23 protein-coding genes and 1 tRNA gene are annotated in these 24,417 nt (G+C 64.9%); 15 read left to right on the top strand and 9 right to left on the bottom strand.

All coding sequences use genetic code 11. From position 1 onward, the window contains the following. Positions 1-2,015, bottom strand: a 2,015-nt coding sequence (locus tag AX703_RS07960) for a TonB-dependent receptor domain-containing protein (protein WP_231735451.1), incomplete at its 3' end; no start/stop codon positions are given. Positions 2,016-2,309: 294 nt separating this feature from the next. On the opposite strand from AX703_RS07960, the gene infA reads away from it, so the two are divergent. The 10 genes from infA (at position 2,310) to AX703_RS07910 (ending at position 10,062) form a co-directional block, all read left to right on the top strand. Further along, positions 2,310-2,555 carry a translation initiation factor IF-1 gene (gene infA, locus AX703_RS07955; RefSeq protein WP_039338683.1) on the top strand — a complete coding sequence of 82 codons (246 nt, stop codon included), beginning with the start codon at positions 2,310-2,312 and terminating at the stop codon, positions 2,553-2,555. Then, positions 2,555-3,160: a nucleoside triphosphate pyrophosphatase gene (locus AX703_RS07950; protein WP_062343547.1), complete on the top strand. Its 606-nt coding sequence runs from the start codon at positions 2,555-2,557 to the stop codon at positions 3,158-3,160. The genes infA and AX703_RS07950 overlap by 1 nt, the downstream gene beginning before the upstream one ends. Continuing rightward, on the top strand, positions 3,150-4,142 hold the full coding sequence (locus AX703_RS07945) for a ribonuclease E/G (RefSeq protein WP_062343546.1): 993 nt from the start codon (positions 3,150-3,152) through the stop codon (positions 4,140-4,142). The genes AX703_RS07950 and AX703_RS07945 overlap by 11 nt, the downstream gene beginning before the upstream one ends. Further along, positions 4,139-4,315, top strand: coding sequence for a DNA gyrase inhibitor YacG (gene yacG / locus AX703_RS07940; protein ID WP_062343545.1), 177 nt, complete (start codon positions 4,139-4,141; stop codon positions 4,313-4,315). The genes AX703_RS07945 and yacG overlap by 4 nt, the downstream gene beginning before the upstream one ends. 108 nt (positions 4,316-4,423) lie before the next feature. After that, positions 4,424-4,499, top strand: a tRNA-Phe gene (locus AX703_RS07935). A 95-nt stretch (positions 4,500-4,594) separates the two neighbouring features. After that, positions 4,595-5,542 (top strand): NAD(P)H-binding protein, encoded by a 948-nt coding sequence (locus tag AX703_RS07930; protein WP_062343549.1) that lies wholly within the window; start codon positions 4,595-4,597, stop codon positions 5,540-5,542. Between the two features lie 68 nt (positions 5,543-5,610). Then, on the top strand, positions 5,611-7,026 hold the full coding sequence (locus AX703_RS07925; protein ID WP_062343544.1) for an FGGY-family carbohydrate kinase: 1,416 nt from the start codon (positions 5,611-5,613) through the stop codon (positions 7,024-7,026). Next, the gene (gene lldD / locus AX703_RS07920) at positions 7,023-8,168 is read left to right on the top strand and encodes an FMN-dependent L-lactate dehydrogenase LldD (RefSeq protein WP_062343543.1); all 1,146 of its coding nucleotides are present in this window, start codon (positions 7,023-7,025) and stop codon (positions 8,166-8,168) included. The genes AX703_RS07925 and lldD overlap by 4 nt, the downstream gene beginning before the upstream one ends. A gap of 19 nt (positions 8,169-8,187) precedes the next feature. Next, positions 8,188-9,261, top strand: a complete 1,074-nt coding sequence (gene rhaT / locus AX703_RS07915) for an L-rhamnose/proton symporter RhaT (RefSeq protein WP_062343542.1) — start codon at positions 8,188-8,190, stop codon at positions 9,259-9,261. A gap of 27 nt (positions 9,262-9,288) precedes the next feature. Then, positions 9,289-10,062, top strand: coding sequence for a DeoR/GlpR family DNA-binding transcription regulator (locus tag AX703_RS07910; protein ID WP_062343541.1), 774 nt, complete (start codon positions 9,289-9,291; stop codon positions 10,060-10,062). Positions 10,063-10,297: 235 nt separating this feature from the next. Here AX703_RS07910 and AX703_RS07905 read toward each other — a convergent pair whose 3' ends face one another. After that, positions 10,298-10,534 (bottom strand): hypothetical protein, encoded by a 237-nt coding sequence (locus tag AX703_RS07905; RefSeq protein WP_062343540.1) that lies wholly within the window; start codon positions 10,532-10,534, stop codon positions 10,298-10,300. A 60-nt stretch (positions 10,535-10,594) separates the two neighbouring features. Between AX703_RS07905 and AX703_RS07900 the strand changes: the two genes are divergently transcribed. Further along, positions 10,595-10,837: a hypothetical protein gene (locus AX703_RS07900; RefSeq protein WP_062343539.1), complete on the top strand. Its 243-nt coding sequence runs from the start codon at positions 10,595-10,597 to the stop codon at positions 10,835-10,837. 3 nt (positions 10,838-10,840) lie between these two features. Here the strand turns inward: AX703_RS07900 and AX703_RS07895 are convergent, their stop codons facing one another. From AX703_RS07895 to AX703_RS07870, 6 genes are read right to left on the bottom strand one after another with little or no spacing between them, the layout of a single operon-like run. Further along, positions 10,841-11,305: a low molecular weight protein-tyrosine-phosphatase gene (locus AX703_RS07895; protein WP_039332848.1), complete on the bottom strand. Its 465-nt coding sequence runs from the start codon at positions 11,303-11,305 to the stop codon at positions 10,841-10,843. Next, positions 11,302-12,315, bottom strand: a complete 1,014-nt coding sequence (locus tag AX703_RS07890) for a hypothetical protein (protein WP_062343538.1) — start codon at positions 12,313-12,315, stop codon at positions 11,302-11,304. Before AX703_RS07890 ends, AX703_RS07895 begins: the two co-directional genes overlap by 4 nt. Then, on the bottom strand, positions 12,308-14,512 hold the full coding sequence (locus AX703_RS07885; protein ID WP_062343537.1) for an alpha-ketoacid dehydrogenase subunit alpha/beta: 2,205 nt from the start codon (positions 14,510-14,512) through the stop codon (positions 12,308-12,310). Before AX703_RS07885 ends, AX703_RS07890 begins: the two co-directional genes overlap by 8 nt. Before the next feature lie 45 nt (positions 14,513-14,557). Continuing rightward, positions 14,558-15,454, bottom strand: coding sequence for a carbon-nitrogen hydrolase family protein (locus AX703_RS07880; RefSeq protein WP_062343536.1), 897 nt, complete (start codon positions 15,452-15,454; stop codon positions 14,558-14,560). Next, positions 15,448-16,035, bottom strand: a complete 588-nt coding sequence (locus AX703_RS07875; protein ID WP_062343535.1) for a GNAT family N-acetyltransferase — start codon at positions 16,033-16,035, stop codon at positions 15,448-15,450. Before AX703_RS07875 ends, AX703_RS07880 begins: the two co-directional genes overlap by 7 nt. Continuing rightward, the gene (locus AX703_RS07870) at positions 16,035-16,457 is read right to left on the bottom strand and encodes a ketosteroid isomerase-related protein (protein WP_052242162.1); all 423 of its coding nucleotides are present in this window, start codon (positions 16,455-16,457) and stop codon (positions 16,035-16,037) included. The genes AX703_RS07875 and AX703_RS07870 overlap by 1 nt, the downstream gene beginning before the upstream one ends. Before the next feature lie 227 nt (positions 16,458-16,684). Here AX703_RS07870 and purC point away from each other — a divergent pair, with 227 nt between their 5' ends. Continuing rightward, positions 16,685-17,470: a phosphoribosylaminoimidazolesuccinocarboxamide synthase gene (gene purC, locus AX703_RS07865; protein ID WP_039332937.1), complete on the top strand. Its 786-nt coding sequence runs from the start codon at positions 16,685-16,687 to the stop codon at positions 17,468-17,470. Between the two features lie 219 nt (positions 17,471-17,689). On the opposite strand, the gene AX703_RS07860 is transcribed toward purC, so the two are convergent. Beyond that, entirely contained in the window at positions 17,690-17,986 is a 297-nt protein-coding gene (locus tag AX703_RS07860; protein ID WP_062343534.1) for a GIY-YIG nuclease family protein, read from the bottom strand. A 306-nt stretch (positions 17,987-18,292) separates the two neighbouring features. Between AX703_RS07860 and AX703_RS07855 the strand changes: the two genes are divergently transcribed. The 3 genes from AX703_RS07855 (at position 18,293) to AX703_RS07845 (ending at position 24,286) form a co-directional block, all read left to right on the top strand. Next, positions 18,293-20,857 (top strand): pitrilysin family protein, encoded by a 2,565-nt coding sequence (locus AX703_RS07855; protein WP_062343533.1) that lies wholly within the window; start codon positions 18,293-18,295, stop codon positions 20,855-20,857. A gap of 139 nt (positions 20,858-20,996) precedes the next feature. Then, positions 20,997-23,306 carry a TonB-dependent receptor gene (locus AX703_RS07850; protein ID WP_062343532.1) on the top strand — a complete coding sequence of 770 codons (2,310 nt, stop codon included), beginning with the start codon at positions 20,997-20,999 and terminating at the stop codon, positions 23,304-23,306. Further along, positions 23,306-24,286: an MBL fold metallo-hydrolase gene (locus AX703_RS07845; protein ID WP_082734480.1), complete on the top strand. Its 981-nt coding sequence runs from the start codon at positions 23,306-23,308 to the stop codon at positions 24,284-24,286. Before AX703_RS07850 ends, AX703_RS07845 begins: the two co-directional genes overlap by 1 nt. The last annotated feature ends 131 nt before the right edge of the window (positions 24,287-24,417 follow it).

The raw sequence follows: 24,417 nt of genomic DNA, 5'->3' as shown, positions 1-24,417 counted from the left end.
GCCCCGGCCGGAGGCGCGCCAGCGGGCGGACCACCGGCACCAGGCCCACCCGGACCGGCCCCGCCCGACCGCAGGCCGGCCATTGGCCCACGTTGCATGGTCGGGTCAGGCTTGCCGAAATTGCCCGATAGGTTGAGGCCATAGCGCAGGCGCGAACCTTTCTCTTCGGCAAAAGTGACCGGGCTCTGGTCCACTGACACGATCCGCCCCGACGCATCGCGAATGACACGTCCCGGAAACGCTGCTTCCACCTCAGACGTCAGCAGAGGAAAATCGTTCGTTGTATTGGTCGACCGGTTGCGGAAGTATTCAGCGACGAAGGTCGAATCCTTGAGGAACGGCAGCGTCCAGTTGAATCCGAATTTCCAGTCGCGCTGGCGCTCCTTCACGAGATTGGGATTGCCGCCGGATATCACCCGGGCCAGGACCGTCTCACCGCGCGAAAAGTCGTAGATCGAAACGTTCTCGGTGAGGATCGAAGGGCCGCCCAGTTCAGTCAGGCTCGGCGCCTTGTCGGCGGCGACATAACTGGCCTGCAGGGTCAGCTTTTCCGTGGGACTGTAGGTCAGCCCGCCGCCCCAGTTATAGAGTGTGCCGAAGTCCGAAAGCCGGTGCACTTCGGCATTCGCGTTAAGCGAAATGTCGCCAATGCCCGCACCAAACCCTTCCTTGCGACTGGTGATCGGCAGGTCAAAACTGAACCCTGCCTGCGCATCGCCGCGCTTCAGGTTCACTTGGCCCGCGGTCGTCCTCGTATCGCTGCTCTCAATCCCTGCGTAATCAAACCCGGCCTTCACGGTCAGCGCGGCCTCACCGGCCGGCAAGCGCATCATTCGCCCGCTCAGCGTGGCAAGACCGGTGAACGAATCGGTCTTCGACAGCGCCTGGTCGGCAGCACCCGTCACGATAGCGCTGGTTGGCAAGCTGCCACTTGCCGACAGTTCGCCAGAGGTCACCAGTGCCTGCAGTGCGGACAGGTCCGCACTGCGATCGATCGTGCTTTTCGTCTCGACGTGGCCGCCATCGGCCGTCACCGCGAGGTTCCAGTTGCCGAGCGGCTTGTTGAGCGCAGCACCTGCTTGCCAGGTCGTCGTCCGGCGTCGGGTGGTGATCGGATCGGGATAGAGCGTGGTCCGGGCATAGCTGGCGGTGCCATCGGTCAGCGTGATGGCATTGAGGCCATTGAGCGTTCGCGAATCGTCGCGCTGCGCGAGAAGGTTGACACTCAGCCCTGCTCCGCCGCCAAGTGCCCTTGCCAGAGTTGCATTTAGCTGCGCCGACTTCGAATCCCCGATCAGCGTTCTGTAAGCTGCAGGATCGGGATCGTCCGCCACCCGCATGCCTGACGTAGCGGTCTGCACGATGCCCCGCTCAGCCTCGGTCAAGGGGCTCGTGTCTTCGATCTTGCCAGTTATGTTGATGCGATTGCCACCGGTTATCTTTGTCAGCGATAGTTCCTGCTCCCACTCGGTGAAACCACCGCCACTCGGCAGGCGCAGTTCACTGTCAGAGCCATAGGCGCTGAAATTGTCCTTGAGGATGAAGTTCACCACCCTCTGGTCGGGCCGGTATCCGAATTTGAGCGCCACCTCCTCGGGCAGCACCTCGACGCGCCGGATCGCCTCCGGTGGCAGGCCTCGCATCTCGCGGAAGCCCGAAATTCGCATGCCGTTCAGCAGCACCACCGGCATCCCGTCGCCACGTCCGCGTCCTGACGAAGTCTGCGGCGAGAGGGCCGCAAGCAGTTCCTGCAGCGAGCCTGTGCCATACGAGGCAATGGCCTCTTCATCCAGAACCGCAATTGGCGGCTGCGCAGTATCGACCTGCCCCTTGATGCGCGTGGCGACCACAAGGATCTGACCTTCCTCGGCAACGACGGCATCGCCATCGAGGTCCTGACCTGGATCCTGCGGCACCTCCTCTGTGCCTGCCACGACCTCCTGCGCCGTGGCGGTGCCGGATGCCGACAGGCAAATTGCAATGGCTGCCAGCGAAGAAGCGGCATGAAGTCTCACGTGTGCAATTCCTTGAATTTGTGCCCGCTGGCTGAGCATCGGCGCTTTCAACGAAGCAACTGGCGAGAGGGTCCCTCATCGGCAACGCGCATTTCGTATCAGTTTGTCGCACTGCAGCATGCGTGGTTACATCGGCAGCGAAACCTGAACCAAAGCTGGTCACTTCCAGCGCGCCTCTTCCCTTTTTCGCCCGGCAAGGCTATGGGCCGCGCAATTCCTCTGCGCGCGGATCATTTCCGATGACCTGCGCGTTCCGTTTTGCATACCTCTATACAAAGGCATCCGAGCCCGCCGATGGCGAAAGAAGAACTCCTCGAAATGCGCGGACAGGTGGTGGAACTCCTGCCCAACGCGATGTTCCGCGTCCGCCTCGAAAACGACCATGAAATTCTCGGCCACACCGCCGGCAAGATGCGCAAGAACCGCATCCGCGTGCTGGTGGGCGATGAAGTGCTGGTCGAACTCACCCCCTATGATCTGACCAAAGGTCGCATCACCTACCGCTTCATGCCCGGTCGCGGCGGTCCCGGCGGCTTTTGATGACGGGCGAGCTTTCGCCCGCGTCATCACCCCACCAACTGGTTCTGGCATCGGCCAGCCCGCGCCGGCTTGAACTGCTGCGGCGCATCGGCGTGACGCCTTCGCGCGTCGTGGCCACCGACATCGACGAGACGCCGCACAGGGGCGAACGTCCCCGCGCCCATGCGTCGCGGCTTGCTGCCGAAAAGGCCCGCGCCGCTGCCGCACTTGCCCCGGATTGCGTGATCCTTGCGGGCGATACCGTCGTTGGCGCCGGAGCGCGCATCCTGCCCAAGGCGGAAGACGAGGCAACCGCACGCCAGTGCCTCGCCCTGCTCTCGGGCCGTCGCCATCGGGTATTTTCTGCCATCGCGGTGATTACCCCCGACGGAGCCTTGCGCGAAGCCCTGTCCGAGACGATCGTGCGCTTCAAGCGCCTCTCGGACGAGGAAATGGAAAGCTACATCGCTGGCGGAGAATGGCACGGCAAGGCCGGGGGCTATGCCATCCAGGGCAGTGCCGAAGGATTCTGCGACTGGCTTTCGGGCAGCCATTCCGGCGTAATCGGCCTGCCCCTGTTCGAAACACGCAAGGTTCTGCGGGCCGCGGGCATCGATGTCTGCTGACTGGCTCCATGAAGCAGGGATCGGCGAAGAACGCGCGATTCTGGTTTCGGGCGGTCGCATACTCTCTGCCCGCGTCTGCTGGGGAGAGAAGGTGCGTCCCGGTCTGGTCGCGCAGGCCCGCCTCGTCACCCGCCACGCCGGCAGCCGGCGCGGTGTCGTGCGCTTCGATGACGGCGCCGAAGCAATGGTCGACCAGCTCCCGCGCGAGGCTACCGAAGGCGTAAGCCTGACCGTGCGTGTAACCCGCGCCGCCATCGCCGAACGCGGCCGCACCAAGCTCCCTGTCGTCCGTCCCGCCCCTGGCGAGGATCCTCGCCCAGCACCAAGCTTGCGCGAAGAACTCGAAGCGACCGGCGCTTCGGTCAAATCGGTCGCCATCACGGGCCGTGCCTTTGCGGACAATGGCTGGGACGAACTCGCTGAACAGGCCGTCACGGGCGAGATCGCATTCGCGGGCGGCTCGATCATCGTCAGCCCGACCCCGGCAATGACACTTATCGATATCGATGGCACGCTTCCGCCGCTGAAGCTCGCGCTGTCCGCGGTCGATGTCATAGCCGATGCGCTGCACCGGCTTGATATCGGCGGATCGGTCGGCATCGATTTCCCGACGCTGCACGAAAAGAAGGACCGCCAACACGTCGACAAGGCGTTGGGAGACGCATTGATCGACTGGCAGGGCGAGCGCACCGCGATGAACGGCTTCGGTTTCGTGCATCTGGTGTCGCGGCTTGAACGCGCCTCGCTCGTGGCGCGATACACGCGCTTTCCGGTCGCTGCCGCTGCCCGTGCACTTCTGCGCAACGCCGAGCGCGTCAGCGAGCCCGGCGCACTGTTGCTGACTGCCCATCCGCGCGTGCTTGCCGCGATTCTCCCCGCATGGGAGACGGAACTGGCCAGTCGGACCGGCCGCACGATCCGCCGCAAGGAAGACCCGGCCCTTGCCCTTTCCGGCGGATTTGCCCAAGGCGTGCCGCTATGAATACGCCTGCCGCCCGGCCCACCCAGAAGCGCTGCCCGATCTGCGGCAAGCCCCGCAGCGAAGCCCACACCCCGTTCTGTTCGACCCGCTGCAAGGACCGCGATCTGGTGCAGTGGCTGGAAGGCGGATACGCGCTCCCGGGACGACCGGCCGACGAGGATCACGAAGACTAGCCCTCTCCAAAATTTTCGCGCGATGGGGCTTGCCAAGCCCGCGCCGCTTCGCCATAGGCGCGCTTCCCATCGCCTGCAGGTCCTTCACAGGACGCGGCAAAGGACGATGCCCGGGTAGCTCAGTTGGTAGAGCAGCGGATTGAAAATCCGCGTGTCGGCGGTTCGAATCCGTCCCCGGGCACCATTTTCACCGATCTTCACATCGCCGCTTGATCGCCTTTGCGATCTGCTTGACTGTTCCCGCCTGAGGCCTGTTCGTTGGTGGGCCGGGAGGAAGCGATGCGGGTCTGCGTGGCTGGGGGGACGGGGACAATCGGGCGTGCGGTAGTTCGCAATCTGGCGAAGCGCGGGCATGTGGTCAGTTGCCTTACGCGACGGCCGGATGACGGTCTGGCAGCGATTGCGCAAGTCGTCCTCGCCGACCTGTCAGACACAAACGTCTTGGGGCGCACCTTCGGTGAAGGTCGGTTCGATGCGGTCATCTCGTGCATCGCTTCGCGCACCGGAGTGCCGGGCGATGCCTGGGCGGTGGACCACCGGGCCAACCTCAACCTGCTCGATGCCGCGAAGGAGGCTGGCATTGGGCACTTCGTGCTGCTTTCGGCCATCTGCATGCAGAAGCCGCTGCTGGCGTTCCAGCATGCCAAGCTGGCGTTCGAGGCTGCGCTTGTCGCATCCGGCATCCGCTATTCGATCGTCCGCCCGACCGCCTTCTTCAAATCGCTCTCCGGACAGATCGAGCGGGTCAAGGCCGGAAAACCGTTTCTCGTCTTCGGCAACGGCGAATTGACCGCCTGCAAGCCGATCAGCGACGGCGATCTTGCAGCCTACATTGCCGAGTGCCTCGAGCATGAGGAGCGCTGGAACCGCGTGCTGCCGATCGGTGGCCCCGGCCCTGCGCTGACTCCGCGTCAGCAGGGCGAAGCGCTGTTTGCGATGCTCGGAAAGGAGCCGCGCTTCCGCTCGGTGCCGCTGGGGCTGCTCGACACGATTGCCGGGATCCTCGGCCTCGCTGGCAAGGTCATTCCGAGCCTGGCGACCAAAGCGGAACTGGCGCGGATCGGGCGGTACTATGCCAGCGAATCGATGCTGATGCTCGATCCGGCAACGGGCCGCTACGATGCCGATGCCACCCCATCGACGGGCAGCGACACCCTGTTCGACCATTATCGCGCCGTGCTGGATGGCCGTGCCAGCGTCGATCGCGGCGATCACGCGGTCTTCTGAGTTTTTGCTGGAAACGATCATATTTGATTGCTATTGATCGTTTATTGAAAAGTCTGCGGGAGAGCGCAGTGCCATCAGGCGCAACCATCGTCATCGATCTCGGCAAGACGCTGAGCAAGGTCAGCCTGTGGGACGCGGGCGGGACGATGCTCGACCGTCAGGTGCGCCCCAACGTGCCGCTGGAAATGGGCGGGATCCGTCGGCTTGATGCGCCCGCAACCGGCAAGTGGCTGATCGAGACGCTGGCTCGCTACGCCCATGCCCCGGTGGAGACGATCGTGCCGGTCGGCCACGGCGCGGGCGTGGTCGCGCTGGTCGATGGTGCGATGGCATTCCCGCCATTCGATTACGAGCAGGCCCTGCCGCCCGAGATCATGGCCGAATACCGCGCCCAGCGCGATGCCTTTGGCATGACCGGCTCCCCCGCTCTGCCCGATGGCCTGAACTTCGGCAGCCAGCTGTGGTGGATGGAGCGCCTGGCGCCCGAGGCGATGGCCCGCGCCACGTTGCTGCCCTGGGCGCAATACTGGGCGTGGTTCCTCACCGGCAATGCGTTGAGCGAAGTGACCAGCCTTGGCTGCCATTCAGACTTGTGGTGCCCGCAGGAGGCTGACTTCTCGCCCATGGCCAGACGCCTCGGCTGGGCGGAGCGCTTTGCCCCGCTCGCCCGCGCCGGCGATACCGTCGGCAATATCCGCCCCGAGATTGCGGCGCAGACGGGCCTCTCGCCCCACGTCCGCGTGCTCGCCGGCCTGCACGATTCCAACGCCGCCCTGCTCGCCGCGCGCGGCTTTGCCGAGATTGCCGATCATGAGGCCACCGTGCTGTCCACCGGCACCTGGTTCATCGGTATGCGTTTGCCCGCAACGCCTGTCGATACGGCGAGCCTGCCCGAGGGCCGCGACTGCCTCGTCAACATAGACGTGCATGGCCGCCCCGTCCCCTCGGCGCGCTTCATGGGCGGTCGCGAGATCGAGACGCTGATCGAGATCGATACCCGCCGCGTCGATATCAAGCCCGACCAGCCAGCACTGCTCGCCGCCGTCCCGGAAGTTCTGCGCGCCTCCCGCATGGTCCTGCCCACCCTGATGCGCGGTTTCGGCCCCTATCCGCAGGGCACCTTCGGCTGGGTCAACCGCCCGGAGGCCTGGTACGAGCGCCGCGCCGCCGCCTGTCTCTATGCCGCGCTGGTCGCAGACACCTCGCTGGACCTGATCGGCTCGTCAGAACGTCTGCTCGTCGAAGGCCGCTTTGCCGAGGCCGAGGTCTTCGTGCGCGCGCTTGCCGCCCTTCGCCCCGACACCGCCATCTATACCGCCAACGCCCATAACGACGTCTCGTTCGGCGCGCTGCGCCTGATCGATCCCACGCTCACCCCGCGCGGCGAACTCGTCCGTGTCGAACCGCTCGATGGTGACGTCGACACCTATCGCAACCGCTGGCACGCCGAGATCGACGCCGCGCCCGAGAGAACCGCCGCATGATCGCCGCCTCCATATCGGACTTCCGCGAACTCGCCCGCCGCCGCCTGCCCCACTTCCTGTTCGAATACATCGACGGCGGCTCCTTCAGCGAGACGACGCTCAGGCGGAATGTCGAGGACCTGCGCGATATCGCCCTGCGCCAGCGCGTGCTTCGCGACGTTTCGGGGCTTGACCTGTCGACCGAACTGTTCGGCCAGAAGCTTGCTCTGCCTGTCGCCCTCGCCCCCATCGGCCTTGCCGGGATGAACGCGCGGCGCGGCGAATGCCAGGCAGTGCGCGCAGCCGAAACGGCTGGCATCCCTTTCACCCTCTCCACCGTCTCGGCCTGCTCGCTCGCCGAGGTGGCCAAGGCGGCAGCCAGGCCCTTCTGGTTCCAGCTCTACATGACCCGTGACCGCGGCTTCATGCGCGAATTGCTGCAGGAAGCGGTGGAGCTGAATTGCTCGACGCTGGTGTTCACCGTCGACATGCCGGTGCCGGGGAGCCGCTATCGCGACTATCACTCGGGCCTGGCCGGTGCCTCCGGGCTGACCGGCGCCATCCGCCGCACCCTGCAGGGCGCAGTGAAGCCTGCCTGGGCGTGGGATGTGGGCGTGATGGGCCGCCCGCATGGCCTCGGCAACGTGATCCGCAAGCTTGAGGGCAAGACCGGGATCGAGGACTTCTTCGCGTGGATGCGCGAGAACTTCGACAGTTCGATCTCGTGGAAGGACCTCGATTTCATCCGCTCCGAATGGAAGGGGCCGCTGGTCATAAAGGGCCTGCTCGATGCCGAGGACGCGGTTGAAGCGGCAAAACTCGGCGCCGATGGCATCGTCGTTTCCAACCACGGCGGCCGCCAATTGGATGGCGTGCCGTCCACAGCACGCGCCCTGCCTGCCATTGCCGAGGCCGTGGGCGACCGGCTGACCGTGCTAGCCGATGGCGGCGTGCGCTCGGGGCTCGACGTGGTGCGCCTGCTCGCGCTTGGCGCAAAGGGCGTGCTGCTCGGCCGCGCCTGGGTCTTCGCGCTTGCTGCCAACGGACAACAGGGCGTCGAGCACATGCTCCGCCTGATCGAGGCCGAAATGCGCGTCGCCATGACGCTGACTGGCGTGAAAAGCATCAGCGAGATCGACAGCTCGATCCTCGTGAAGCCATAAGAACAAGGGACAGGAATCGATGGGCGCGAACCCGCTGCTGGGCGTAATCTTTCACTGGATCGGGGGCTTCTCCTCGGCCAGCTTCTATGTGCCGTACAAGCGCATCAGGCTGTGGTCGTGGGAGGTGTTCTGGCTGGCAGGCGGCCTGTTCTCCTGGGCGATCGCGCCGTGGCTGTTCGCCTCGATCCAGACGAACGACCTCATCGGAGTGCTCTCGGCAACGCCGCGCGAAACGCTGATGTGGTGCTGGTTCTGGGGGGCAATGTGGGGCTTCGGCGGGCTGACCTTCGGCCTGACCATGCGCTATCTCGGCCTTTCGCTTGGCATGGCCGTGGCCTTGGGGCTGACCACCGTGATCGGCACGATGGGGCCGCCGATCTTTGACGGCACGCTGGGCGCCATTGCAGCAACGACCAGCGGCAAGCTGACGCTCCTTGGCATCCTGATCACGCTGGCGGGCATCGTCGTCGTGGCCCGCGCCGGCAATGCCAAGGAAGCCGACCTTGGCGGCGCAGCGTCTGAGGGCGTGGCCGAATTCAACCTTCGCAAGGGCTTGCTGATCGCGACCTTCTCGGGCGTGATGTCCGGCTGTTTTGCCTGGGGCCTTGCAGCGGGCCAGCCGATCCGTGACCTGACGCTGGCCGCAGGCACAGATCCGCTTTCCCAGGGTCTCCCGGTACTCTGCGTCGTCCTCGCCGGTGGCCTCACCACCAACGCGCTGTGGTGCGCCTGGCTGATCGCGAAGAACCGCAGCCTTGGCCAGTTCTTCGGCGCAGCCTCGCCAGAGGCACACCCGGGCGAACGTCCCAACCTGCTGGCCAACTGGCTGCTGGCCGCCTTGGGCGGCACGCTGTGGTACGGCCAATTCTTCTTCTACACGATGGGCGAGAGCCAGATGGGCGAATACGGCTTCTCCTCGTGGACGCTGCACATGGCCTCGATCATCCTCTTCTCCACCCTCTGGGGCTTCGCGCTCAAGGAATGGAAGGGCGCATCGCCCCGCACCCGCGCGCTGGTGTGGACCGGTATCGGCCTCCTCGTCGGCTCGACCATCGTGATCGGCGCTGGCAACATGCTGCAGGCGAGTGCATAAGCGCCAAGTTAGGGACGATGGGGCACCATGCACGCGGCAGAACGGGAAAGACGCATCTTCGAGGCGCTGCGGCCAACCGGCTTTGTCAGCTATCGCGATCTCGAAGTCCTGCTCGATGCCTCGCCCGCGACGATCCGGCGTGACCTGACACGGCTCGAGGAGTCCGGCCAGATCGTCCGCGTCCACGGTGGAGCCAAGCTTCCCGAAACCGAAGATGCCGGTGGGCCGCGCCTTCTCGGCACCTCGTTCGATCAGAACATTACCCAGAACCTCGGCCCAAAGCAGGCAATCGGCAAGGCTGCAGCGGCGCTGTGCAGCCCAAGCGAAGGCGTGATGATCGATGGCGGCACCACCACGCTGCAGATGTGCCCCCATCTCGACGGTCTCGGACTGCAGGTGCTGACCAACTCGCTGCACATCGTCAACGCACTGCTCCCGCAGGCAGGCACGCGCATCCTCCTGCCATCGGGCGCAGTGTTTCGCGAACAGAACATCATCCTTGCCCCCGCCGGCGAGGAATCGATGCCACGCTTCCACGCCCCGCGGCTGTTCATGGGTGCCGCCGCCATCGGACCGCAGGGCGCGATGCAGGCAGACCCGGTGCTGGTCGCCGCCGAACGTCGCCTGATCGACCGTGCCGAGGAAGTGATCCTCCTCGTCGACAGCAGCAAGTTCCGCAGCCAGTCAGGCACCATCGTCTGCGGTCTGGACGAGATCGACACCGTGATCACCGACAGCGGCATAACGCCGGAAATGGCAAAAACCCTGCAGGACGCCGGCGTGAAGCTGGTAGTTGCCTGAACACAGAAAAGTTCGGCACAACCGGAACACTGCCCCCTCCTCCGCTCGTCCTGAGCCTGTCGAAGGACACAAGCACAACGCCGGATGCTTCGACAAGCTCAGCATGAGCGCACTGGGAAGGGCCTTTGCTCCGATCCCGCTCGTCCTGAGCCTGTCGAAGGACATGCGCACGGTGCCAGATGCTTCGACAGGCTCAACATTTGCGGGGTTGGGCAGATTCAGAATATAGGTCGCGCTACTTGGCCTGCCCGCGCATTTCCAGATAGGCCGCTTCGCGCGCTTCCGGCGAAAGCGTGAGAAGATAGCGGCTGGCCTCCTTGAACGTCAGGAACGGCTTGCCATCCACCACGATCGGCACGGCCCGCCCGTTGTAGATCCGCCGCAGCAAACGGCGTTGCGGTCTGGTCAGCGATGCGCCGACTTCGCCAGATTCGGTTTCAAGTTCCGTCTCAAGGCTCGTTTCAATGTTCATCTCAGGGCCTATAGGGCAGAGGACCAACGCCTGCCATTTCAATCGGACAGAGGAGACAGAATGAGCGCCCGATTCACCGAAACCGAACTGTCCGAGCATTTCGCTCACTGCATTCAGGTGCTTGGCGGCACGACCGCTGCCAGCCGCCGGCTCGGCATCGACGAGCGCGCGATCCGGCGTTTCGTCACCGGAGAAAAGCCCATTTCCGAAAGGCTGATGCAGGACACGGCAAGCGTGCTGCGGGCGCTGATTGAGGAAGCCTCCGCTGCCGAAGCGCGGATCACGGCAGCCTTGGGCGCCTGACCCTCAGCGCAAGTAGCGCTTCACCAGCCGCTCCGCCGCTGCGCTGACGTCGGCCCAGGCCTGCTCGAAATCGTCCTCGTCGCCATAGTAGGGGTCGATCACCGCCGTGCCCTTGCGGCCAGGCACCAGGTCCATCAACAGCCCAACTTCGGCAATGTGGCGCGAAGGCTCGATCCGGCGCAGGTCCTTGAGGTTCTGCTGGTCGAGCGCGAAGATGTGGCCGAAGCGGTGGAAGTCTTCCGTCGTGACCTGCCGTGCGCGGTAGCTTGAGATATCGAGGCCGTGCTTCCGCGCGGTTTCCTGCGCCCGGGGATCGGGCGGTCGGCCGACATGCCAGTCACCGGTCCCTGCCGAATCGATGGTCATCGCCACGCCCGCTGCCACCGATTGCGCGCGCAAGGCCGCCTCGGCGAGAGGCGAGCGGCAGATGTTTCCAAGGCAGACGAACAGTATTGACGGTTGGCTCACGGGATCACGATACTCCGCTGGCTGGGTCTCCCCAGGCCAATCAGGAACGGATCCTCTCCCTGCCACGCAGTGAACATGCTTCGTGACGCGATGTCCAACCATTTTCGAGCAATCAGCACCTGCCCGATAGCCCCGCCCAGCGTCTCCCCCGGTCCTAGCAGAGCGACCCGGTCGGGCGCGAATTCGCGAATGCCCACGGTCATCGCAGCGGTGAAGTCGTAGGGGGCCAGGATCTGGTGCCCGAAAGTATAGTCCCACAGCGCCTCGCGGGCACTTTCGAACCGCCGCCACACCTTCCCTCGCCCGTCGATCAGCGGCACCTGCGGCTGATCGAACCAGTCCGCCGGAAACTGCGCCCGCGCCGCATCGCTGCTCTGCTGCATTAGCGGCGTGTGGAACGGCCCATGCCCAGCGAGCCGCATCGGCGGGCGCGAAAGCGGCGGCAAGTCCTTCTCGAACGCATCGAGCGCCGCAACCGGCCCCGAGACAACCAGCATTCCCCCCAGCCGGATCGAGGGCAGCACGCCGTGCCGCGCCATTGCCGCTTCAACCTCGGCCTGCAGTGCAGGATCGACCGTCCAATCCTCCCCCGCCAGCACCAGCACCGACTGTCCACCCGGCTCATGGCGCTGCGAATTGATCCCCATGCCATCGGCAATGGCAAAGCCATGCTCGGGCGAAACCGCCCCGGCACAGGCCAGCGCCGTGTACCAGCCCATCGAATTGCCGGTCACCGCGACAATCTCGAACCGCTCGCGGTCGATCTCGAGAAAATCCAGCCAGGCACAGGCGTGGATCAGCGGCGCCGCATTGTCCCCCCGCAAGTGCGCAGGCGTGAACTTCGCCGCCCCATCCAGTGCCGACAAGGCCTCCTTGCCCGCCTCGATCCGCATCGCATCGAACCGCGCCAACCATTCCGACCCGGCATGATGCCGCCCCAGATAGCCCAGTTCCGGGGCATTGTAGGTGCCACGCCCGGGGCAGACGACAAGGACGGTTTCCTTAGCCACGCACCATCTCCAGCACCTTGGCCACGATCCCGTCCCGGCTCGGCAGGGTATGCGTCGCCGCGCGCGCCAGCGGGATGAAGCTGTCCTTCGCAGCCATGCGTGCAATTGCCTTGCCCGGCGCGCGCTCGGCCAGAAGCGCCATCAGCGCCTCGTTCTGCCCACCGGTGATGCGGCATTCGTCCACCACCAGCACGCGCGAACAGGGCGCGACAGCCTCGATCACGGCATCTTCGTTCACCGGCCCCAACCAGCGCAAGTCGATCACGCGCACGTCCACGCCCTGCTCGGCCAGCAACTTGCGCGCCTGCAGCGAAAGATAGAATCCGTTGCCGTAAGTCACGATGGCGACAGCGGTGCCCTCGCCCGCGACACCGATCTGCCCGAAGGCAATCGCGCCCTCACCCGGCGGCTGATAGACGCTCGCCCACAAGCCATCCCCCGGCTCGTGCAAGTCCCGCGTCATGTAGAGCGCGATCGGCTCCACGAAGACGACGACGCGACCTTCCTCGTGCGCCAGCCGCACGCATTCACGCAGCATTGCCACCGCATCGCGCCCATTGGACGGCACCGCCAGCACCACCCCCGGAATGTCGCGGAAGACGGCCAGCGAATTGTCGTTGTGGAAGTGCCCGCCAAAGCCCTTCTGGTATGGCAGCCCGGCGATCCGCACGACCATCGGGTTGGTGTACTGCCCGTTCGAGAAGAACGACAGCGTCGCCGCCTCACCCCGGATCTGGTCCTCGGCATTGTGGACATAAGCGAGGAACTGGATCTCCGGCATCGGCAGCAGACCATTATGCGCCGCGCCAATCGCCAGCCCGAGGATCGCCTGCTCATCCAGCAAGGTATTGATCACCCGCGCCGAGCCGAACCGCGCATGCAGCTTCTGCGTGGCGGCATAGACCCCGCCCTTCGGCCCCACATCCTCTCCGCAGACGATCGCGTTGGGATACTGCAACAGCAGGTCCGCCATCGCCCAGCTGATCAGCTTTGCCATATGCTGCGGCTTGTCCATCGCGGCGGCATCGTCGGCAAAAAGCGCAGCACGGTCCTGCGGCGGGGCCAGCGGCCTCTCCACACCTTCGCGCTTCGGCGGCACGATGCTGGCCATCACCGCCGCCGCATCCGGCAGCTTGGGCCGCCGGATCGCCAGCTCGACCTGGCGCTCCAGCGTCGCCTCGATCTCGTCATAGACCGCGCGGACCTCTGGCGCGGTCATCACGCCTTCCTCGATCAGCAGCGCCGCGCTCGCCAGCAGTGGATCGCGCTCTTCCTCGGCCCGCACTTCTTCCTTCGTGCGATAGGAAAGCTGCACGTCGTTCCCGGCATGGCCGTAAAGCCGCACCGTCTTCATGTGCAGGAACACCGGCTTCCTCTGCCGCCGCGCCATCAGTTCGGCCTCGCGCGCCGCACGCATCGTGTCGACAAGGTCCGAGCCATCACACCCGATGTAGTGCAGCCCTGCCCGCCCCGAGAAGTTCGCCTCGATCCACCCTGGCGGCGTCCGCGTGGAAATGCCGATGCCATTGTCTTCGCACAGGAAGATGATCGGCATAGGCGTACCCTGGAATGCCGCCCAGCACGCGGTATTGATCGCGCCCAGCGCGGTCGAATGATTGGCGCTGGCATCGCCAAAGCTGCACAACACCACGCCGTCCTTCGACAGAACCGTATCGCTCCAGCCCATGCGCCGCGCGATGCCGATGGAGAACGCGGCTCCCACCGCCTTGGGCAAATGGCTGGCAATGGTCGAAGTCTGCGGCGGGATGAACAGGCGCTTCGATCCCAGCACCTTGTGCCGCCCGCCGGAGATCGGGTCCTCGGCACTCGCGGCAAAGCTCAGCAGCATGTCCCACGCCGGGTTCTCGCCCGGCACGCGGTGGGCGCGGTGGATCTGGAACGCAGCGTCGCGATAATGAAGGAACGCCATGTCGTCGATGCGCAGCACTTCGGCCAGCACCGCATTGCCCTCGTGGCCCGAGGAGCCGATCGTATAGAACCCCTCGCCCCGCGCCTGCAGCTTGCGGCTCATCCGGTCGAGCTGGCGCGACAGCGCCTGCGAACGGAACAGCGCTGCCGCCCGCTCCGGCGCCAGCCCCACGTCCTTCAGCCCGAGGTTCGAGCGCCTGCGCGCCGTGCCGTTTTCCAGTGCATCAAGGAACTGCCGGTGAACCTGCTCGGCGGCATCAAGCGACATTGCGGATGGTTTCCCTCGTAACGAACCCGCGTGATAGCCGCCCGTCTAGCGCAAGTCCACGACCTCCACCGGCGGCAAGGCCACTGCCCCCGGCTGCTCCCCCCAATGCCGCGCATTGAGCACCCCGCCATCGGCGCGCAGTTCGGCCACCAACGCCGTATCGATCTCCGCAAAGACCCACTGCGGCGCCCCTTCCACGCCCATCGCCAGCACGCCATCTTCTGGCATCCCGCGATCCGGCGGGCCATAGACGCCCGCTGCCCCCCGGTTCTCGTCAACGGCAGGAGACCACGCCGCCTCGCCCACGGTCGGCGAATGCACCGCATAGCATTGCCCCTCCAGCGCGCGGGCCTGCGCCCCGATCCGCACGCGCCAGTAGCCATGCAGCGTATCCGTGCACGAAGGCACCAGCAGCACTTCTGCCCCTGCTTCCACGCAGGCCCGCGCCAACAACGGAAACTCGCTGTCATAGCAGATCGAAACCGCCAGCCTTCCCAGCGCCGTATCGAACACCCGCAACGTGGCACCGGCGGCTATGTCCCACTGCTCCCGCTCGAACCGGGTCATCACCAGCTTGTCCTGAACCGAGGACTTGCCATTCGGCGCAAACAGCCGCGCGGCATTGCGAAAGCGCCCGTCCGCATCCTTGCGCGGTGCCGAGGCTGCAAGAATATGTAGGCCGGTTCGCGCCGCAAGTTGGCCATGCAGTGCATCGACACGCGGCAGCAGCGCCGAAACCGTCTCGATCGACCCCGCCAGATCGCCCATCGTCGCCGGATCAAGGCTCGCCAGTTCCATCGCCCCATATTCGGGAAACACGGCGAGCTTGGCACCCTGCGCTGCGGCCTCTTCCACCCACCGCGTCAGCTTGGCCTCATACGCCTCCCAGCTGCCCAACTGGTCAATCGGATACTGCGCAGCGGCGACGGTGAAGCTTACCATTGGCGCATCCAATATTGCATGAGGTTGACCCGCTCTGCCTCGCCACCATGCTCCTTCCACGCAAGCTCGGTGGTCAGGTCCGGAACCACGGTATAGCCGCGCCGCGCCCAGAAAGCATCGAGGGGCGAATAGTCTTGCGGCTTGGCCGGATGGTCGTCAGCCCGCACCACGGCAGCAAAGCACGCGGCATTCGCCCCGCACGCCACGGCCTGCGCCTCGCGCTGATCGAAGAACGCGTGACCGATCCCGTGCCCGCGATACTCCGGCAGCAGCACGCTTTCGCCGAAATAGAACAGCCGCGCCACCTCGATTCCCCGTGCCTCGAAGGGTCTGCGAAACTCCGCCTTCTGGTGCATCATCGGCGCCGCCGTCGCCGCGCCGACGATCCGCGCCCCATCGAACGCTGCCACCAGCACCGCATCGGGCGCAGCGGCATATTCGGTCAGGTATTCCGCCTCGTAGGCCGCATCACCATCATAGAGATAGGGATAGGCCGCAAAGACCGTGATCCTCAAGGCCGCCAGATCGTCCAGCGCCGCCGCGATCTCGTTACCGGTCAGCGGCCGAACCTCGATCCCCATTACCCGACGACCTGCTTCGTCCAGTCGCCAAGGTTGTAGTACATGGTCAGCCGCGTGATCTTGCCGCCCTCGATCGCGAGGAACGCCCCGGCCGGCAGCACATAGGTCTGCCCGTTGGCCTCGGGCAGTCCTTCGTCGGTCGCCAGATATTGCCCGTGCACCACGAACTCCGCAGCCGCCCGCGTGCCGTCCTCGCTGGCCATCAGAACGATGTCTTCCAGCCGCTCCTTGTAGCAGCGCTCCATGTGCCTCAGGAATTCGGCAAACGCCGCCTTCCCGACAACCCGCTCGCCCTGGTTGATATCGTGCGCCACATCGTCGCTCAGGCACTCGAGCATCCCCTCCCAATGGCCGGCATTGAAGGCGGCGTAATAGCGGGCCAGCAGGGCAATCGCGTCAGTACGGGCGGCAGGGCTTGTCATCGGCAAAATCTCCTTCACCCTCCGGTCTAGCGCCCCCCGTCGCACCATTCCAGCGCTCCGCCCTGCAAGGCACCATTGCACGGGTGCGCGGAATTGCACTTTGGCGCGTGTTCGCCTATGGGCGGCAAGAACGCCCCGGCGCTTGCGATGGATTCGCCTCCAACGCGATGCCGGGGTTTTGTATTCTGGCCGGGCCGCTGCCCGGCGCCGTGCAGGAAGACGTTATCATGTCCCGTCGCCGCCAGATCTACGAAGGCAAGGCCAAGATCCTTTACGAAGGCCCCGAACCGGGCACGATCATCCAGTACTTCAAGGATGATGCCACCGCCTTCAACGCGCAGAAGCGCGGCACGATCAACGGCAAGGGCGTGATCAACAACCGCATCAGCGAGTACGTGTTCACGCGCCTCGCCCACATCGGCATTCCCACCCACTTCATCCGCCGCCTGAACATGCGCGAACAGCTCGTGCGCCAGGCAGAGATCATCCCGATCGAAGTGGTCGTGCGCAATATCGCCGCGGGCTCGATCTCAAAGCGTCTCGGCATCGAAGAGGGTGAACCGCTGCCGCACACCCTGATCGAATACTACTACAAGGACGATGCGCTGGGCGATCCGATGATCGCCGAAGAGCACATCGCCTGCTTCGGCTGGGCATCGAACGAGGAAATGCAGGACATCTCCTCGATGGCCATCCGCGTGAACGATTTCCTCTGCGGCATGTTCGCGGCGATCAACATCAGCCTCGTCGATTTCAAGCTCGAATTCGGCCGCATCTGGGACGGCGACTACAGCCGCGTGATCCTCGCTGACGAAATCAGCCCCGACGGTTGTCGCCTCTGGGACATGACCACCGGCGAAAAGCTCGACAAGGACCGCTTCCGCCGCGACCTCGGCGGCGAAGAGGAAGCCTACCAGGAAGTCGCCCGCCGCCTCGGCCTGCTCGAGAACGACGGCGGCCCAAGCGAAGTCTTCGACCTCGGCGCCCACCGCAAGCTCCGCGGGAAGAAGTAAGCTTCAATCCCTGCGCTGACAAACAAGACCCCCTTCGGCAACGGAGGGGGTTTTTGTTAGCACCCCTTTCACCCCCCTCATCCTGAGCTTGCCGAAAGGCGAGGGATGCTGGACCTGCGTGAGATGCTTCGACCGGCTCAGCATGAGCGGATTGTGGGACCTCTATCGCTTTTCCCAAACCCCGCTCGTCCTGAGCTTGTCGAAGGACGCCAGCTGACCTCACGTTTTACCAACACCCTGCCGATGGCGTGCCAACAGCCTTACCCGCACCCAATCGCCCGCAATCAGGGCCTCCTTCTTCGCCCGGCTCCAGCCTTTGATCTTGCGCTCTGCCGCAAAGGCCTCGTCGCGGGTCGGAAACGTCTCGCACCAGACCAACGTGACTGGCCGTCGGGTCGAAGTGTAGCCTTCGATCACGCCGGACTGATGCTGTGCGATCCGCATTTCCAGATCGTCCGTATGGCCAGCGTAGAATGATCCATCCCGGCAGCGCAGCAGGTAAGCGTAGAAAGCCATTGGAAAAGCGTAGCGTCGGACCGCATCCTTCGACAGGCTCAGGATGAGCGGATTTGGTAAAATCTCTCGTTTTACAACCTGCCACTTAAACCCCGCTCATCCTGAGCTTGTCGAAGGATCGTCCTGAGCCTGTCGAAGAACGCTGGCGCAGTACCGGATGCTTCGACAAGCTCAGCATGAGCGGGTCTGGCTTGACGGGCGAATTTCCCTACCCCGCTCGTCCTGAGCTTGTCGAAGGACGCGAGCACTTCCCTATCCCTAACAGCCCATTGCGCCCCCGCGCCCAACCGGGCACATCGCTAGGCAATGTTCCTCCACCGCCTGCTTCCCCTCGCCGCTGTTCTCGCCCTCGCCGCCTGCGCCGCGCAGCCCGCAAGCGTAGTTAGCGCGCCCAAACCCACCTGGGCCTTCCAGCAGAGCGACCTGCCGCCAGACCCCGCCTACCGCTACGGCCAGTTGCCCAACGGCATGCGCTTCATCATCCGCCGCAACGCCACGCCCGCCGGCACCGCGCAGGTGCGCATGGACATTGCCACCGGCTCGCTCGACGAGCGCGAGGCCGAGCGGGGGTTTGCCCATTTCGTCGAGCACATGGCGTTCAACGGCTCGACCCGCGTGCCCGAAGGCGAGATGGTCAAGCTGCTCGAGCGCAACGGCCTGTCCTTCGGAGCAGACACCAACGCCCAGACCTCGTTCGAACAGACGCTCTATATGCTCGACCTGCCACGCAACGATGCGAAGCTGCTCGACACCGCGCTGATGCTGATGCGAGAAACCGCCAGCGAGCTGACCTTCGATCCGCAAGCCGTTGTGCGCGAACGCGGCGTCGTCCTGTCCGAACTGCGTGACGGGCAAGGCTGGAGCCGCACCAACCTCGAAGACCAGCTCGCCTTCTTCTACCCCGCAGCGACCTACCCCAGGCGCCTGCCCATCGGCACGGTCGAAACACTGAACGCTGCCACCGCCGATGCGCTCAAGGCCTTCTGGGCGCGCGAATACGTGCCGTCGAAGACCACGCTGATCGTGGTGGGCGATTTCGATACCGATGCGGTCGAACAGGCCATCCGCACCCGCTTCGCCGACTGGCAAGCCAAGGCGCAGACCCCGCGCCCCGATCAGGGCAAGGTCGAGCCGAAGCAGAAGGCCAGGGTCGACATCCACCTCGATCCGTCACTGTCCGAACGCGTCACCGCATCGCGGCACGGGGCCTGGCTCGACGAGCCAGACACCATCGCCAACCGCCGCCGCAACCTGCTGCGCCAGATCGGCTACGGCGTCGTCAACCGCCGCCTCGCCCGCCTCAGCCGCGCCATCGACCCGCCGTTCCGAGGGGCGGGCTTCGGCACGAGCGAGGTGTTCAGGATTGGCCGCACCACCAATGTCATCGTCGATACCGTTGACGGCGGCTGGCAGCGAGGCCTCGCCACCGCAGCCGGTGTCTACGCGCGCGCCCTCGCCACCGGCTTCACTAAGCCTGAGATCGACGAGCAACTGGCCAGCATCCGCACCGGGCTGGAGAACGCCGCCGCCGGGGCCGACACCCGCTCCCACGGCACGCTGGTCGCCGCCGCGCTCGCCCTGATCCGCGATGATCAGGTGCCGACGACGCCGCAATCCGGCCTCGCCCGGTTCAACCAGTTCGCGCCGACGATCACCCCGAAGACCGTCATGGCCGCACTGAAGGAAGAAGCCGTCCGCCTCAATCTCGACGGCGGCGAAATGCTCGACACCCCGCAAGATCCCCTCGCCACCGAAATGACCGGCGTCCTCGCCCGCGGAGGCCTCGGCAAGCACAGCGAGGACGACCTCCAGACCCTGCTCGCCGGGCGCTCGGTCGCATTCGGCCTGAGCGCATCGGGCGATACCTTCTCGGCCGATGCGACCACAACCCCGCGCGACCTGACGCTGCAACTGCAGCTCTTCGCCGCGCTGCTGACCGACCCCGGCTACCGCCCCGAAGGCGAAGTGCTGTATCGCCAGAACATCGCCAACTTCTTCGCCCGCCTGCGCTCAAGCCCCGGCGCGGCCCTGTCCAACTCCATCGGCGGCATCCTTTCGGACAACGACCCGCGCTTCACGCTGCAACCGCAATCGGCCTACGCCGCGCTCGGCTATGGCAAGCTCAGGCAAGAAATATCCGACCGGCTCTCCCGCGGTGCGATCGAGATCTCGATCGTGGGCGACATCGACGAAGCAGCGGCGGTCGACGCCGTTGCCCGCACTTTCGGCGCCCTGCCCAAGCGGGAACCCGATTTCCGCGCCTACACCGCCGAACGCCGGCGGGGTTTCACGTCCAGGCGCGGTCTCCAGATCATCCGCCACACCGGCGAGGCCAATCAGGCCGTGGTCCGCTACACCTGGCCCACCCGCGACGACCGGGACCCGGATGAAGCGATGGCGCTCTCGCTGCTTGCCGAAGTCGCCGGGATCGAAGTGCTCGATACGGTGCGCGAGAACCTCGGCAAGGCATACAGTCCCGGCGCGTCCTCGGCCCTCAGCCGCGTCTGGACCGGCTACGGCACGTTCACGATGAACGCTTCGGTAGACCTCGCCGACGTCGCAGCCACCCGCGCCGCATTGGAAGAAACGGCACGCTCCCTCATCGCCGCACCGGTCGACGCAGACGTGCTGCAGCGCGCCCGGGCCCCCATGCTCGAACGCATCGACAATTCGTTGAAGACCAACGGCGGCTGGAGTGCGCTCGCCGAACGTGCCCAGACTCAGCCCGAGCGCCTCATTCGCGCCAAGGCGGCGCGCGCCCGGTTGGAAAAGCTCACCGCGACAGATCTGCAAATGATCGCCCGGCGCTATCTCGCCCCGGAGAAAGCGGTGCAGGTGCTCGTTCTGCCGGACGGAGCAGCCGTTCCTTGAGCACGAGCGCCGGTTCGCCCACCTCTCAATTCATAAATTTTGGGCATGTCCAGGTGCAAATATAATCTATTTTTCAAATCCAGTCTCCTCATGCATTCGTTTGCGCAAATCACAAGCCGTCGATCTACGGGAGACAAAAATGAGCAACAAATCAGTCATTCGCTGGACCGTGTCGCTGGCCGCCCTGTGCGCCGCCAGCCCGCTTCTCGCCCAGGAAGCACAGGTTTCAGACGAAGAACAGGGCATCACCGATATCGTCGTCACTGCACAGCGCCGTGAGGAAAGCTTGCAGCGAGCTGCCGTCGCGGTCACCGCCGTAACCGGGGCAGACATTGCCGAAGCCGGCATCACCGAACTGGTCGATCTCCAGAAGCTCGTGCCCGCCCTGGCCGTTTCGCCGACCGGCGGCACCACCAGCTTCTTCCTGCGCGGCGTTGGCACCAATTCGCAGAACTCGTTCTCGGAAAATGCCGTCGCCTTCAACTTCAATGGTGTCTACGTGGCGCGCCCATCGGCTCCTGCCGGTGCGTTCTACGATCTCGCCCGCGTCGAGGTGGTCAAGGGACCGCAGGGCACGCTTTACGGCCGAAACGCAACTGGCGGCGCCATCAACGTCATCCCGCGCAAGCCCGATCTCGGCAAGTTCGGCGGGGAAGTGCGCGCCGAATACGGAAACTACGACAGCAAGAAGGCATCGGCCGCGCTCAACCTTCCGATCGGTGATTCCGCGGCCCTGCGCGTCGCCGGGCAGGTCGTGGACCGTGATGGTTTCCTTACCGACGGCTACAACGACGAGAAGGGCGAAGGTGTGCGCGCCTCGTTCCTGATCGAACCGTCGGCGGACTGGTCGGTGCTGTTGGTCGGCGATTATTTCAACCAGCATGGCAAGGGTTGGGGCAGCGTCCTGCTCCCGAGTGCTACGCTGAATGCGCCAGACCTGAATGATCATGTCGGCATTTCCAGCCCCGCCGCGCTGGCCGCGATCCGCAACCTCGCCGCCGGCGTTTTCGCGCCACCGTTCTGCGGCGGCTTCGGCGGGTTCGTGACCAGCGGCTGCATCGATCTTCCGGCAGATACCGGCTTCCTCGACAACAAGTTCTATGGCCTGAGCGCGACGATCGAGGGCGACCTCGGCTTCGGCAAGCTCACGCTCCAGCCGGCCTGGCGCAAGACGGACATCAACTTCGTCACCTATCTCCCGGGCTTCCGCGGGGAAATCACCGAAAAGGCTGAACAGTTCTCGTTCGAAGCGCGCTTCGCGTCGGATCACGATGGCCCGCTCAACTATGTCCTGGGTGGCTTCTATTTCAAGGAAGACCAGAACGCGCTGAACTTCTTCCGCCAGGGTGATCTTTCCACCACGCGCTTCACGCCAAACGTCAACACGGAAAGCCTCGCCGCGTTCGGCCAGTTCACCTACAAGGTCACCGATGCGCTGCGGCTCGTTGCCGGCGGGCGCTATACCAAGGAAACCAAGGACCAGTTGACCGCCACGGTGTCTGGCGGACGGCCCGGACCGGTCAATCCGCCGCTGGGAGAGCCGTTCACCGGCGCGCTGGATTTCGAGAAGTTCACGTGGAAAGCCGGCATCGAGTTCGATGCGGGCCCTGCATCGCTTATCTATGCCGATGTTTCGACCGGCTTCAAATCCGGCGGTTTCTTCGTTGCCGCGCCACCGGAAAACACCTTCGCTCCCGAAACGCTCACGGCCTATACGCTGGGCAGCAAGAACCGCTTCTTCGACAACAAGCTGCAGGTGAATGTCGAGGCGTTCTACTGGGACTACACCAACCAGCAGATCACCTTCGTAGGCGGCGTGCGCACGGCGAACAACATCTTCGCCCAGGGTTCGCGCACCGAGAACGCTGGCAAATCCCGCATCTACGGGTTCGAGGCCGAAGTGCGCTTCCAGCCCAGCCGCAACGACCGGTTCGATCTCAATCTGCAGTACCTGAATGGCAAGTACAACAGCCTCATCACGGCCAACTTCTCGCCCACGGGTGCGCCGGTGGCCACGGGCTGCACCACGCTGGGCAGCCGCCTCGCCAACCCGGGCGTCCCGGGCAACAATGCGCGCTTCTATGATATCGACTGTTCGGGCAAACCTGCCGTAAACGCGCCGAAGTGGTCGCTGGGCCTCGGATACGAACGCGGGTTCGACCTGTCCGATTCCATGCGCCTGCTGCTCGGTGGCCGGACCTCGATCGAATCCGGTCGCTTCCTCAATCCGAACTATCGCCCGGAAGAACGGCAAGGCGGCTTCATGATGTCCGATGCCTACCTCACGCTCGAGGGCGATGGTGGCCGCTGGACGCTCACCGGCTTCATCAACAACATCGAGGATGAAGAAGTGATCGTGCGGTCCGGTTCAAGGCCAATTCTCGACTTCTCCGTCGCGACGCTTGCTCCGCCCAGAACCTATGGCATCCGCATGGGATACACCTTCTGATGCGATTGGCCATCATCGCCGGCATCGCCATTGCTCTGGTCACGTCCGGAGAAGTCGCCCAGCTCGCAGCACATGAGTCATCTGAAAGTGGCTTACGCTTCATCACGCTTGGCACGATGGGTGGGCCGGTCGGTGATGGCCGCCGTTCTCAACCGGCCAACGCCCTCGTCGACGGGAAGGATCTCTATGTCGTCGATGCGGGCGACGGCGTCGTGCAGCAGATGGCCAAGGCCGGCCTGGCATTGCCGAACGTCAAGGCGGTGTTCCTCAGCCATCTGCACGCCGATCATACGGGCGGCCTCTCCGCGCTTCTGGCGCTGCGCAACCAGACTCTGGTTGCGCAGAAGCTGACGATCTACGGCCCGCCCGGAACGCGCGAAATGGTCGAGGGCATGATATCCTCGATGCGGCCCGCTGCTCGCGCGGGATACGGAATACCGGGCAAGCCCTGGCCCGATCCTGCAGGGACAGTCGCCGTCGTGGAAATGCGCGATGGGTTCAGGGCCAGCGTGGGCAACATGGTGGTCCGCGCAGTGCAGAACACCCACTATGATTTCGCCCCCGGCAGCGAGGAAGACAGATCCTTCAAGTCGCTTTCCTTCCGGTTCGATTTGCCCGGGCGATCCATTGCCTATACCGGCGATACCGGCCCGTCCACCGCCGTCGAGAAGCTGGCGGCAGGGGCAGACCTGCTCGTGAGTGAAATGATCGACATTGATTCGACGATGGCAACGGTCGCCCGCAACTCGCCGAACATGCCGGAAAAGGCGAAGGCGGATCTGGTCCGGCACCTGACCACGCACCATCTCGCCCCGCCAGACGTCGGCAAGATGGCTAGGCATGCCGGGGTCAAGGCCGTGGTCGTCACGCATTTCGCGGGCGGCAGCACAAGCGCCGCGCAAGTCGAAGGCGTCACGGCCGGCGTCCGCGCCGAATACGCGGGCCCTGTAACGATCGCCAACGATCTCGATAGCTTCTAGGGACAGGCCCCAATTTTTCGCGGCTGGCGGGAGGCGCCTTCTTTCTCCCGCGGGCGGGAAACGCCCCTTTCTTCCCCCCTCCCGCAAGCGGGAGGGGTCGGGGGTGGGCATCCTGCACCCAGCTCCCCGCC

The organism is Novosphingobium sp. CCH12-A3 (genome assembly GCF_001556015.1).
Classification (GTDB): Bacteria; Pseudomonadota; Alphaproteobacteria; order Sphingomonadales; family Sphingomonadaceae; genus Novosphingobium; species Novosphingobium subterraneum.
Note: the sequence above shows the minus strand (reverse complement) of the source record. Positions and strands in the feature narration are given on the sequence as shown.